Source organism: Paenibacillus wenxiniae (assembly GCF_039822605.1).
GTDB lineage: Bacteria > Bacillota > Bacilli > Paenibacillales > Paenibacillaceae > Saccharibacillus > Saccharibacillus wenxiniae.
On record NZ_JBCGUH010000003.1, the window covers coordinates 266,585 to 279,684 of the forward strand.

Here is a 13,100-nt window from a genome sequence, read left to right on the forward strand (position 1 = left end):
CTGCCTGCACAAATAAAACAGGATGGATCAGAAAATATAAAGGATTCATGTTCACACAACTTCAAATCTTACGTCCAACATTAATGTCCGTGTGATACATCGATACCTGCCAGATGGCGACGACGCACGATCAGGACGATAACAGCGACCAGTACCATCGCACCACCGAAGTAAAATGGGGTTGCCGAGTTGTACCATTCAGCCAGTTTACCTGCAAGGAATGGCGATACGGCACCACCGAGGAAGCGCACAAAACTGTAAGCTGCGGAAGCGACAGAACGCTCAACTGGTGCCGACTCCATCACCGCTGTTGTGATCAGCGTATTGTTAATACCGAGGAAAATACCCGCCACGATCACGCCGATAATGACAAGCACAGGTGAACCGAATGCTGCACCCAGACCCATAAATACCAGATCGAGTGCGAACAGTGTCAGCATTACACCCATCGAACCTGCAAGGTTAAAGCGTGCTTGCAGCTTCGGTGCGACGAATACCGAAGTGATTGCCAGCAAAATCCCCCAACCAAAAAATACATAACCAAGACCGTGCTCATCTAATCCCATCACATAAGGAGAATAAGCCATCAATGTAAAGAACCCAAAGTTATATAAAAAGGCAACAATCGCCAGTGTTTTCAAGGCTGGAAATTTCAATGCTTTAAACGGATCGGCGAGTGAACTGCGTGTTTTCGGTTTTGGGATTTTAGGCAACATCACCAGAATAAAGATAAAACCGATCAGCATCAGTACGCTCACGCCGAAGAACGGGCCACGCCATGAGATCGAACCAAGTTCACCACCAAGCAGTGGACCTACAGAAATACCAAGACCAAGCGCTGCTTCGTATAAAATAATCGCTTTAGCTGTACCAGAAGTGGACAGACCAACAATCGCAGACAATGCAGTCGCGATAAAGAGCGCATTACCAAGACCCCAACCGCCGCGGAAACCGACGATTTGACCGATCGTATCGGACATACCACCAAGTGCCGCAAATATAATGATTAGAACAACACCGCTAAGCAGTGTCCATTTCACACCGATCCGACTCGATACAAAACCGGTAATTAACATCGCCAGACCGGTTACCAGATTATAACTGGTGAATAGCAGTGACACCTGACTTGGTGTAGCATCAAGCTGCTTGGCAATCGCTGGTAAAATCGGGTCAACCAGACCAAGACCCATAAATGAAATCACACAGGCAAAGGCAACCGCCCAGACTGCTTTTGGCTGTGATAATAATCCGCCCTGCTTAGGAAGCTCTTTGACTGAAGCTGTTTTCGTACTCATTGTTGAAGGTTCCTCCCTTTGTACTGCTCTCTATTTTTAAGTGCTGTTTATAATGAAATGATATAGAGCTTGATTATAGAGCGTATTGCTATGCTTGCTCTGTTAAACGATGTTGTTTGCACACTCTATATCCATCAGCTTTTAGTTATTGTTGGATCAAGCAATATGACTCCAGATACAATGCCGGTCATTTGTTTAAAGACATGTCTAATGACGTGACGATACAGTCATAACATAACCTATGCGATATGGATGATTGAGATATGGATGATCAGCGAGCGCGAACTATAGTGGATACAACGGGCTTATCACGAATTTGGTATAAGTTCGCTATGTTTACTTCTACACTATATGTCTAACGATCAGTGCCTACAGATTATTCAATAATCAGCTTCTGCGCGCTCCGTCGATTCACTTCCCAGCCTCTCCATCCCTTTGCGCACTTGCTGACGCAACTGTTCAGCTTCCTCTTTAAAACTCTGAATCGTACGCATCTTACCTTCCATCATATCGAGTTGCTTGCCCAACGTCTCATCGATCTCTTCCAATTGACGCCTGCGCTCTTCCAGATCGGTAATGTTGCGGTAACGCTCGCGCTGTCCGGTGAGCATTTCAACCACCTCGATATACCGATGCAGTTCTTGCAAGGAAAAGCCAAGTACATCACGCGCACTAATAATCTTTTTGAGCCGTTCGATATCTTCACGTGTGTACAATCGTGTGTTGCCCTCACTACGCTGTGGGGACAGCAGACCAATCTCTTCATAGTACCGAATCGTGCGCTTCGTCAGATTACATTCACTGGCAACCTCATCGATTTTGTACAATGTCATGGTCACCCCTCCGTTTTATTATTTAAATAATTACATATATTATATGAATATATTATACCTATTTAACGTTAACGTCAACGTTATGAAAACGGTTTTTGGAGTTTTTTGGTGGTTTTCAGAAAATTATTGTGTTGGTGGCTTGTTTTAAAGGACATTTAAAAAGTGCATTTTAAGAGCGTAGTTATGAAATCTTTGATTCTTTCGTAGTCGTTCTGGCAGAATAGGGCGCAGTGCTACAACCACTCCGGGAAGGAATAAGGGGACGGACTCCGGTCTCGCACAGGAATCTACTGATTAGGAGTACATTGTAGATTCCCGTGCTCAAAGCAGTAAGATATTTTGCTTCGCAAAAATCACTTTTTCATTGAACCGCGTGTTAGGAGATCGCTAACACTATAAGTCGTCCTTTCCCCTTATTTCCTTCCCTCCGCTCTGTGCGGGTTGCCGCATTTTCTTTACGTTTGTTCTACTTTTGAGTGATTTAAGTTGTTTTGAAAATAATGATTGGCTGGAGTAAAGCATACATAAGAACGTACTTTAAGAATATAAGTGAGGGTGTAAACATCAATATGGAATAGAGCATGCATTATGATTTTGAGGTGGTAGGCGCAGTTAAAAAACTCCAATGGGGGAGGGAGCAGCAGAGGGAGATTTGGCGATTACAGGAAATGAGTGGATCAATGGATGAATAGAGAGCAATGAGCACTATAAATTTAGTAATTATAGGAGGTGGTTGCGATAGCGTTGTATTCAAATTTACGTTATATTCAAATTTACGTTATATTCAAATTTAAATGTGGGGGTAATTACGTTTAAATATGATTGTATGGGGTTGAGGGAAGCTTAATTTAAATATGGTTTGATATGGATATGGATAGTTGTATCTGAATGGGATTGTATTTAAATAATATTTGGTTTTAATGAAGTTAGATTGATCATGGATATAGTCATGCTTTACCTTTAAGGGAATGTATCAACAGTTATACATTAAGATGACATAAATAAAAGAGCTGCAAAGCCTGAGTGGATATCAGGTTTGCAGCTCTTTTCTATAGCCTAGGTTGAAGGATCGCTTGATGTTATCGATCAACCTGTTATTGAAGTAATCATTTATACATTACTTGCTGGATTTTTCTACGGCGTGGCCGCCGAATTCGTTGCGTAGGGCTGCTACGACTTTGCCTGTGAATGTATCGTTGTCCAGGGAGCGGTAGCGCATCAGCAGGGACAGGGCGATAACTGGGGTTGCCATTTGCAGGTCCATTGCTTCTTCAACGGTCCATTTGCCTTCGCCGGAGGAGTGCATGATGCCTTGAATTTCTTCCAGGCGTCCATCTTTAGCGAATGCATTTTCAGTCAGTTCCATCAGCCATGAACGGATCACGGAGCCGTTGTTCCATACGCGAGCTACTTTTTCGTAGTTGAAGTCGTATGGGCTTTTCTCCAGCACTTCGAAGCCTTCGCCGATTGCTGCCATCATGCCGTACTCGACACCATTGTGGACCATTTTCAGGTAATGACCACTGCCTGCTTCGCCTGCATACAGGTAGCCATTTTCAACAGCCGTGTCGCGGAAGATCGGTTCTACGACATCCCATGCTTCTTTGTCGCCACCGATCATATAACATGCGCCGTTACGTGCGCCACTCATGCCGCCGGATGTACCTGCGTCCATGTAATGAATACCTTTTTGCTTCATTTCATTGTAACGACGTACGGATTCTTTATAGTGGGAGTTGCCTGCTTCGATCACGATATCGTTCTCAGACAGCAGTGGAGCGATCTCGCCCAGTACGGAATCAACTACGCCGTGGGGAACCATGACCCATACGATACGTGGAGATTCCAGCTTGCTTACCATATCTGCAATCGTGCCTACGCCCTGTGCGCCGAGATCGGTAATTTCTTTAACTGCTTCTTTGTTCAGGTCAAAAGCAACAACCTCGTGTTTGTGATCCATCAGGTTTTGTGCCAGATTCATACCCATTTTGCCTAAGCCGATCAAACCGATTTTCATAGTATAGCCCTCCGTTATGTTTGGGATGGAACATCCCTTTTTTATCTCTAGCCTATCTGGTCATCTATAGCCAGTCCTAGTGCTACCACTTTCAGCACAGTCTGACATTCTGCAAAGCCGGCATCCCGACTCTGAAGGCATGGTGAATACGCTCTGTTTATCATTAACCAGAGCGTAAGCCAACCATTCATCTTTAAAAAGAACAGCTTATCTCTTATCGTGCAGAAGCAACACCGGTGCGTACTGGTGCGGCATTCTGATCGCCCAGCCAGCGGAAACCTTGCTCGGCAAGCAATGCATCAGATGCTGCTGGACCATAGGTGCCAGCTGCATAGTCATGCAGTGGCAAACTGTTGTCCGCGAAAGCTTCCAGAATCGGTTGTACCCACTGCCAGGACAATTCCACTTCATCCCAGTGTGCGAAAAATGTACCGTCACCGTTCAGTGCATCACCGATCAACAGCTCATACGCTTCTGGATCATGATCGGTACCCATCACGAATTCAGATGTCATTGGCTCCAGTAGACCTGTTTTCACGTTACGGCGATTCAGTTGCAACGTGATTTTCTCTTCTGGGTTGATGCTGATAATAAGCATGTTCGGCTGACCATCGCAGTCGACGCAAATTTCGCTGTTTTGCATTGTGTTTTTAAATTCAACTACGATACGTGTCGATTTCTCTTTCATCCGTTTACCCGTACGAATGTAGAATGGAACACCTTCCCATGAGAAATCATCTACCCACACACGCGCCGCTACAAATGTATCGGTGTTGGAACCTAGCTCGATGCCTGGCTCATCCTGATAACCTTGTACTTCGCGGCCGGATACGACGCCATTCGCATATTGTGCACGCACGATATGTTTGTGAGCATCTTCTTTAGAGATCGGACGCAGTGCCTTGGCGATGTATTTTTTATGGGAACGTACATCGTCTGCGGTGTGTCCGCCTGGCAATGTCATCGCCGTCATCATCAGCACTTGCAGCATATGGTTTTGCACCATATCGCGGATGGCACCGGTATGATCATAGTAACCTGCGCGTTCTTCCACGCCGACCACTTCGGATGCGGTAATTTGTACGTTGGCGATGTGGCGGTTGTTCCACAGCGATTGGATGACTGGATTCGCAGAAGTGAAGGACTCCATATTTTGCACCATCGGTTTGCCCAGATAGTGGTCGATGCGGAACACTTCTTCCTCAGCGAATGTTTTGCTCAAATGTTTATTCAATTGACGTGCGGATTCCAGATCATGTCCAAATGGCTTTTCAATGATCAGACGTTTCCAGCCGGATGTGTTACCGAGTCCGCTTGCATTGATATTGTCTGCGATCACGCCGAAAAATTCCGGTGCAACCGACATGTAAAACATACGGTTTTGCGGGATGTTCAGTTCGGACTCACGTTGTTCTACCAGCTTGAGCAGCTCCTGGTAACCAGCAGTATCGTCCACGTTCAAAATATGATAGCGAATCGAACGCAAGAAGGCATCAACCGTCTTACGATCATTCGGTGTATTGCGTGAAAATTCCTGAAGCGACTGCTCTACATACGTTTGGAAGGTCGCATCATTAAATGATTTGCGGCCCAGTCCGATGATCGAGAAGGCTTCCGGCATTTTACGATCCACATACAGGTTGTACAAAGCAGGGAAAATCTTGCGTTTCGCCAGATCCCCGGTCGAACCGAACAATACAAATGTCATAGCTTCCATATCGTTTCTCCTCCATAATGTACCTATCCCTTTTTCTCTATACAGCATGCGCACATGCTATGGGTGTATGGGCTAGTTCTAATTTTCTAATTATCATACAAACGTAATTCCTGCCTACAGTATACGGTTGATATAGCAACTATATCGACAAAAAATAAACGATTGCTCGCTTTAGATATACATCCGCTATACATTTCATATAAACAAAGATACATATCATTTATTCAAGCTTCGTCATAATGTCAATCTGGCATTGTGTCTCTTTTGTGACAGTCAAGCTCACAAAAATTACAATAGACCTTGTGTCGAACAATGTCAAGATGAAAATGAAACTTTCACATTGAATATTACCGCTTACATTTGACTTTTTGCTGCTTGCCGTATCGCTTCACGCCTATCATGCAGCTTATTCTAGGCTATTAGCTACACATTTACATTCATTTTTTGTCGATGGATTCGGTTCATTCGCCTCGTTGACAGTCTTAGGTAAAAGTGATAGTCTAACGTCGATTCAACGCTAATTAGGCAGATTAGATACACAAAACCGCTTCATAGTGATGACGGTTGCTATACCAACTATACCCATTCGTATGCGTATTCTATGCATAAAGGAAGGCTGTATCGGTCATCTTGATAGATATAGAGTCTTCTCCATCGTATGATTCATACAACTTCTATCGATACAGTTCTATGGAGGATAGATAACGATCAATACAATGACAGTAATCAAATAAATTAAGGGTGAGTTCGATGCCATATGACGTAGAAAAGAGTTATACCGTATTCATTCGTGATGTCCATCTGGCGATTGCAGGATATATTAAACACAAACTTGCCCCGTTCAATCTGGCACCTGAGCAGACATTTGTAATGATGTTGCTCTGGAAAAAGGATGGTCTCACCCAGAATGAAATCGGCGAGCGCCTCGGTAAAGATAAAACGAATATTACACGCATGCTGTCCAATCTGGAGAGCAAAGGCTTTATCCGTAAAATTACATGCACAGACGATCGCCGCTGCTTCAAAATCTATCTGACCGCCGAAGGTGCACAGCTAGAACCTGCCGTATGTGAAATTATGCAGGAAGCCGGACGCGATTTGATGGATGGCATTGCAGAGGATGAGCGTGCCATGTTGCATCGTTTGCTAAGCCGCATCAAGCAAAATGCTCAGATTGATGAAGCGCTGGACACCGTGTCGATACATTGAAGATGGCTCGGCAATGCTTGAATCAAGTGCTAGTACTTTAAAAGATAGCACTTCAATAAACACCTGATGCAGCATCAGTACGCTTGGAAACCGTACCTTAATGTTGGATCGAATGACGGTTTTATATGTTCAGCATTGTTCATTTACCGTTCGTTTGGACGGATCTATGCATTTAGCTTGATGCACGATGTTTTATCAGTTGTATAGTTCTAATAGATGTTGATCTGCACGCTGCTGATGCGCAGGCGTTTCAAAGCGTCCTTTTCAACAACCCAATAAGCCTGTTCAAGCGGACATCTGACATGACAGATGGACTGGCTGGAATAGGCTTATTTATTATTTCATTGCTGCTGAATCAGTCGGATCGGTCCATTGGAGTTGAGTACAATCATCTGCTCGGTCATCTCCTCTGGCGTATACGGCATGCCTTCACGCAGCCACCAGTGGATGACACCTACATATGCAGAGCTAATATAGCTGGCAATCACATCTTTGTGTACAGGCAATTTATCATTTTCTAGCCGGGCAAATTCCTCCTCGTAAAAACGTGCGATATATTGCTTCATATACTGCACGAAGTTTGACATCGCTTGCCGTTCAAACATCACCTCGAAAAACCGCTTGTAGCGAATAATATAAGTGAAAATACGCCCCGCAATATAACGCTGTAATTCCTCGACCGATTGGTTAAACGAATTGGCATCCCGCGCTTCGCCAAATAGCTCACCGAGCAATTCATCAGTAACCGCATACAGTAGATGATCTTTCGTTTCATAATGGAGATAAAATGTTTTGCGATTCACGGTCGCTTGTGTTGCAATATGCTGAATCGTAATTTTGTCGTACGGTTGCTGCTCCATTAGCTCGATCAGTGCATCCCGCAGCAGCATACGTGTACGCACGATGCGCGGGTCAAGTTTCGGTTTCTTGTCCGAATGATGGATAGATGATGGGATCGAGCCAGCAGGTTGCGGTGTTGAAGATAGCGAATCCGGCATAGGGATTGCCCTCCTATACATGAGATTTATACTGCGATTCACTGGATTTCGTACTGCTACAGCAGAAGGTTCGTATTTTAATGAATCGATTTCAGGCATGATCATCGAACTTCATACTCATTTATACCACATTTGTGGCATAAGCCGCATCTACTTCTTTTCTGGTTATTGTCATTCGCAGCAGGCTATCATATAATCCAAATTGTGTTGTATATAACTATTTTATTTTCATAAAAGTTGTGAGCAATCATTTTCAGGATGATACTTGTATACGATCCTATATGGCTCAGAAATAGATGTAGAGAACCATTATGTAGAGAATTTTCTGTGCGTGTAGAGGATCGCGATATAGATAATCCTATCACTGTATATTGCTATGTATAATTGTATTTTGGAATGATATATTTCCTGTTTAATTGTGTATTTAAAATAAATGGCTTGCCATTATATTGTTTGCTATTTGTCTGAACTATACCATTTTTGGTTAAACAAAAGCAGAAGCATTTAACTTATAGGAGTGAATAACGATGGAATCAATCCAACAACTTATTGCGCAGCAGCGCAGTTTTTTCAAAACAGGACAATCTCGCGATGTCGCTTATCGTATAGAAGCATTACGCACATTGCGCGCTGGAATTGAGCGTTACCAGCCCCGTATTTTGGAAGCATTGCATACTGATCTGAACAAATCTGAGCCAGAAGCGTTTGGCTCCGAAGTTCGCATCGTACTCGGTGAACTGGACTTTGCGCTGGACAATTTAAAAGCCTGGGCAGCACCACGTACTGTGCCTACCGCAGCAGCATTACCGGATGCAACGAGTACCATTTATCCAGAGCCTTACGGTACAACGCTGATCATCGCACCGTGGAACTATCCGTTCCAGCTTGCTTTTGGCCCACTCGTTGGCGCGATTGCCGCTGGTAATACGGTAGTAATGAAGCCATCTGAGCTGACCCCTACCGTGTCGCATCTGATCTTCGACATGCTGAGCGACCTGTTCCCTGCATCATATGTCGCTGTCGTGGAAGGCGAAGTGGAAACAAGTACCGCTCTGCTTCAAGAAAAATTCGACTATATCTTCTTCACTGGCAGTACGCATGTTGGACGTGTCGTGATGCGTGCAGCAGCCGAGCATCTGACCCCGGTCACGTTAGAACTGGGCGGCAAAAGTCCAGCGATCGTACACGCAGATGCTGATCTGAAACTGGCAGCAGAGCGACTGGTACGCGGTAAATTCCTGAACGCTGGACAGACCTGTGTCGCGCCGGATTATCTGCTTATTCATAGCAGTGTGAAAGCGAAGTTTGCCGAGCTGGTGCAAGCAGAAATTGCGGATAAATATACAGCGGATGTGCTGAGCAACCCGCACTTCCCTCATATCGTGAACACACGTAACTTTGATCGGTTAACTGGATTGATGAACAATGAACAGGTGCTGTTCGGCGGACGCTCGCTGCGTGATGAGCTGATCATCGAGCCTACGTTGCTGGACCATGTAAGCTGGGATGCTCCAATTATGCAGGAGGAAATTTTCGGACCGATCCTGCCCGTCATCGAATATGATGATCTAAATCCATTGCTGGATGAGATCGTGAATCGTCCTAAACCGCTGGCACTGTACCTGTTCACCCAGAATGAACAGCTGATTGACCAGGTGCTGGATACGGTATCCTTTGGTGGCGGCTGTATTAATGAAACGCTATCCCATATGACTTCCCATTACTTGCCCTTCGGCGGCGTAGGCGAAAGTGGCATGGGTTCGTATCATGGTCAGCAGAGCTTTGAGGTGTTTTCGCATCATAAGAGTGTGATGAAGCGTAATTTGTAAGTGGGATTGGGTAGATTAAGTTAGGGTTATAAGTAAGGACTGAACGATTGTGGATTGAAAAGTATAGATTGAAAAAGCAGCAGCCTGTGAGAAGTGGGTTGCTGCTTTTTGTTGATCGTTGCTTGGTTGTCGATAGCTACTCGCTTGCATGCTTTGATATGTGCTTTTGTATAACAGACACTACTCCGATAAGGAATAAGGGAACAAACTCCCATCTCGCACAGGAATCTATGCACTAAAAATATAATGTGGCCTCGTGCACTCAAATGCAGTAAGATATTTTGCTTCGCAAAAATCACCTTTTTATTGAACCTCATGTTAGGCAATCGCTAACACTATAAGTCGCCTTTTCCCTTATTTCCTTCTGTTCCGTGCTGCTTACAGGTATACGAGTTTGCGTACAAGCCATATATTGCGAAAGGAATAACGAGTAACGTCGTATCCTCTGCTTTTATTTCTTACAATTGTTTTTTTTATTTCTCTATTCTATAGCAGGATCAACATGACTGCATTCTCTCCACCCTGTTCGCATATCTGCTGTTTTCCATGTGAGCGTATAGCTTGAAACGATTACCGAATAGGATGCTAAACATATGTAGGAAGTTGTTCTCGATAAGGGAGAATAGCTAAAACTAAGTAACGTATAAAAGTTTTAATAAAATTAAAACCGACTGCATTCCTATACTTTTTATTTTAATAAAAAGACGTATTTCCCTTGATAAAACTAGTTTTTCTAACTAAAATTAAAGTAACTACAATCCTTCTACTTCCAAGTATTCTTTTATAATTATAACTTTTTTAAGTTTTATCGTGTGAAGAAAGTATGAGTTGGAGGATTGCCTATGCCGGAGTTGCTTGATCCGCGAAATGACTTTTTGTTCAAACGTATTTTTGGTAGTGAAGAAAATCGAGATGTGCTGCTAACATTCCTCAATCGCACCTTTATGGAAGCGAACAAGCCATTGTTGAGCGAAATTATTTTACTCAATCCATACACCGACAAAGACTCACCCACGGATAAACAGTCGATTATGGATGTGCGAGCGCGGACGACTGAAGGTGAACTAATTAATGTGGAAATGCAGCTCTTTAACCGTTATGATATGGAGAAACGAACCCTATTTTATTGGAGCAAACTATATACTTCTCAGCTAGTCGAAGCACAGTCGTATAGCACGCTTCAACGATGTGTGACAATTAATATCGTAAATTTCAAATTGCTGAAAAATGAGCAATACCACAATGTATTTCATCTGCGTGAGGATCGAACCGGAATCGAGTTAACCGATGATATTGAGATTCATTTTTTGGAATTACCTAAATTGGATGCTGGATCGATCTCGTTACAACAGGGCGGATTAGCCAATTGGCTGTTATTTTTACAAGGCGCAACACCAGACCAATGGGAGGTGCTAACGATGAATGAGCCGAAATTGAAAAAAGCGATGACGACGCTAGAATTTCTCAGCCAGGATCGCGAAGCCCGAATGCGATATGAAGCGAGACAGAAGTTTTTGCATGATCAGGCTTCGCTAATGGAAGCTGCCAAAAATGCAGAGATTTATGGATTCAAATCTGGCGTAGAAGAGGGCGTAAAACAAGGGATTGAGCAAGGAATCGAACAAGGGATCGAACAAGGAATTCAGCAGGGGAGAGAAGAAGAAAAAAAGCAAACGGCTTTACGTTTGCTTCGCTTAGGTCTCGCTGTCTCTGCAATTGCTGAAGCAACCGGACTTTCGGAAGAGGACGTGCATTCCTTATCACAGTCTTTAGAGTAAATAGACTTCATCCTAAGAAATAAGAAGAACAGCCGTGCGGACAGAAATCGTGTCCTGACACGGCTTTTTTATATAAGATGGGAATGATATGGAGAAACCAATCAGCTAAGATTAGCTTTACAAGCTCACCTATCGCAGCCGTCCTCGCATAACGGCACTTTGACCGGATCACATGTTGATATATCTATTCTGTCGCAAACTTCACTAACCAATTTACTGACCAAAGGCTTGATACCTATTGACCCCTCTATTATATCGCGAACCCTGAGCTTACATCTGCTTTCGATCTACACTAACTCTCCTACCCATTCCTGCACCTTACAACCCCACTCACCTACAACTCCGTCGACTCCCGAATAATCAACTCATGCGATAGGATCAAACTTTTAATCGTCTTTTCCTTCTGGTTCAGTTTGTCGATCATCATCTGGGCTGCACTACAGCCCATATCGTACATCGGCTGAGAGACGGTCGTTAACGTAGGTGTCGTCATATTGGAAAAAGGGATATTATCAAAACCGATCACCGCAATATCGGATGGTGTATGTAATCCAGCCTCGCGGATTGCCTTTAACGCGCCAATTGCCATAATATCACCAATCGCAAATACAGCTGTCGGTAGCTCATCCAGCGTCAGCAGTTTTTGCATCGCCAGTCGGCCGCCTTCATAATCGACTTCCCCTCGACTGATCCATTCTTCGCGTGGCTGGATACCGGATTCGGCAAGTGCTTTCATATAACCTTCATGACGGGCGGTCGCATAACGGAAATCATCGCTCGCCGTAATTAAGGCAATCCGGGTATGACCGGTCGCCAGCAAATATTTCACCGCTTTATATGCCGCCATCGCATTATCGATACTCACGTACGGGATCGTATCATTTTGCGGAGAATCGCCACATTGAATGATTGGGTACCCGTCTTGTAATTGCGGCAGCAGCACATCTTCCAGATCCAGACTGGGATCGAGTGAAATGATACCAGCAGCGAGTTGCTGTTTGGCTGTATTAATAAAAAAGCTCTGGATTTCTGACGACGCATCCGTTTCACAAACGAGAATATAATAGCCTTTACGCCGCGCGGTATCTTGAATGCCCTGTAATATTTTCGAATAAAACGGATTGGAAATGCTCGGCAATAACACGAGCAGCATATTCGTACTGGATGTGCGTAGATTACGCCCCATCATATTCGGCTCATAATTCAGTTTGCGAATCGCCTTTTCCACCGATTGTCTGGATTTGTCTGATACAAATGGATGATTATTTATAACACGCGACACTGTCGCAGTGGAAACGCCTGCTTCCCTGGCTACCTCTTGAATTGAAGCCATTGTTCCTCACCTTCCCGCAAACCATAATTAATGTAATCGATAACAGTATACTACACTTTATGGGTGAATTACAGTGATTTTCATTCCAGTT

Annotated in this window: 9 protein-coding genes; 3 read left to right on the top strand and 6 right to left on the bottom strand. The window is 44.0% G+C overall.

Translation table 11 applies throughout. From position 1 onward, the window contains the following. Positions 1-80 precede the first annotated feature (80 nt). From AAHF22_RS07210 to zwf, 4 genes are all read right to left on the bottom strand, one after another. Positions 81-1,295 (bottom strand): MFS transporter, encoded by a 1,215-nt coding sequence (locus tag AAHF22_RS07210; protein ID WP_347324317.1) that lies wholly within the window; start codon positions 1,293-1,295, stop codon positions 81-83. A 380-nt stretch (positions 1,296-1,675) separates the two neighbouring features. Next, positions 1,676-2,128: a MerR family transcriptional regulator gene (locus AAHF22_RS07215; protein WP_347324318.1), complete on the bottom strand. Its 453-nt coding sequence runs from the start codon at positions 2,126-2,128 to the stop codon at positions 1,676-1,678. Positions 2,129-3,245: 1,117 nt separating this feature from the next. Continuing rightward, entirely contained in the window at positions 3,246-4,145 is a 900-nt protein-coding gene (gene gnd, locus AAHF22_RS07220) for a phosphogluconate dehydrogenase (NAD(+)-dependent, decarboxylating) (RefSeq protein WP_347324319.1), read from the bottom strand. Positions 4,146-4,359: 214 nt separating this feature from the next. Then, complete coding sequence (gene zwf / locus AAHF22_RS07225) at positions 4,360-5,862, bottom strand: glucose-6-phosphate dehydrogenase (RefSeq protein WP_347324320.1); 1,503 nt, start codon at positions 5,860-5,862, stop codon at positions 4,360-4,362. 750 nt (positions 5,863-6,612) lie between these two features. Between zwf and AAHF22_RS07230 the strand changes: the two genes are divergently transcribed. Then, on the top strand, positions 6,613-7,071 hold the full coding sequence (locus AAHF22_RS07230) for a MarR family winged helix-turn-helix transcriptional regulator (protein ID WP_347324321.1): 459 nt from the start codon (positions 6,613-6,615) through the stop codon (positions 7,069-7,071). Between the two features lie 341 nt (positions 7,072-7,412). Here the strand turns inward: AAHF22_RS07230 and AAHF22_RS07235 are convergent, their stop codons facing one another. Next, positions 7,413-8,069: a TetR/AcrR family transcriptional regulator gene (locus AAHF22_RS07235; protein WP_347324322.1), complete on the bottom strand. Its 657-nt coding sequence runs from the start codon at positions 8,067-8,069 to the stop codon at positions 7,413-7,415. Positions 8,070-8,596: 527 nt separating this feature from the next. Here AAHF22_RS07235 and AAHF22_RS07240 point away from each other — a divergent pair. Together AAHF22_RS07240 and AAHF22_RS07245 are read left to right on the top strand one after the other, a co-directional pair. Then, on the top strand, positions 8,597-9,898 hold the full coding sequence (locus tag AAHF22_RS07240; protein ID WP_347324323.1) for an aldehyde dehydrogenase: 1,302 nt from the start codon (positions 8,597-8,599) through the stop codon (positions 9,896-9,898). A gap of 842 nt (positions 9,899-10,740) precedes the next feature. Then, positions 10,741-11,676 carry an Rpn family recombination-promoting nuclease/putative transposase gene (locus tag AAHF22_RS07245; RefSeq protein ID WP_347324324.1) on the top strand — a complete coding sequence of 312 codons (936 nt, stop codon included), beginning with the start codon at positions 10,741-10,743 and terminating at the stop codon, positions 11,674-11,676. A 334-nt stretch (positions 11,677-12,010) separates the two neighbouring features. Here the strand turns inward: AAHF22_RS07245 and AAHF22_RS07250 are convergent, their stop codons facing one another. Next, complete coding sequence (locus AAHF22_RS07250; RefSeq protein WP_347324325.1) at positions 12,011-13,009, bottom strand: LacI family DNA-binding transcriptional regulator; 999 nt, start codon at positions 13,007-13,009, stop codon at positions 12,011-12,013. Between the last annotated feature and the right edge of the window lie 91 nt (positions 13,010-13,100).

What these genes read in the sequence shown, in the direction of transcription:
- AAHF22_RS07210 (WP_347324317.1), bottom strand. Translation starts at nt 1,295, where the DNA reads ATGAGTACGAAAACAGCTTCAGTCAAAGAGCTTCCTAAGCAGGGCGGA.
- AAHF22_RS07215 (WP_347324318.1), bottom strand. Translation starts at nt 2,128, where the DNA reads ATGACATTGTACAAAATCGATGAGGTTGCCAGTGAATGTAATCTGACG.
- gnd (WP_347324319.1), bottom strand. Translation starts at nt 4,145, where the DNA reads ATGAAAATCGGTTTGATCGGCTTAGGCAAAATGGGTATGAATCTGGCA.
- zwf (WP_347324320.1), bottom strand. Translation starts at nt 5,862, where the DNA reads ATGGAAGCTATGACATTTGTATTGTTCGGTTCGACCGGGGATCTGGCG.
- AAHF22_RS07230 (WP_347324321.1), top strand. Translation starts at nt 6,613, where the DNA reads ATGCCATATGACGTAGAAAAGAGTTATACCGTATTCATTCGTGATGTC.
- AAHF22_RS07235 (WP_347324322.1), bottom strand. Translation starts at nt 8,069, where the DNA reads ATGCCGGATTCGCTATCTTCAACACCGCAACCTGCTGGCTCGATCCCA.
- AAHF22_RS07240 (WP_347324323.1), top strand. Translation starts at nt 8,597, where the DNA reads ATGGAATCAATCCAACAACTTATTGCGCAGCAGCGCAGTTTTTTCAAA.
- AAHF22_RS07245 (WP_347324324.1), top strand. Translation starts at nt 10,741, where the DNA reads ATGCCGGAGTTGCTTGATCCGCGAAATGACTTTTTGTTCAAACGTATT.
- AAHF22_RS07250 (WP_347324325.1), bottom strand. Translation starts at nt 13,009, where the DNA reads ATGGCTTCAATTCAAGAGGTAGCCAGGGAAGCAGGCGTTTCCACTGCG.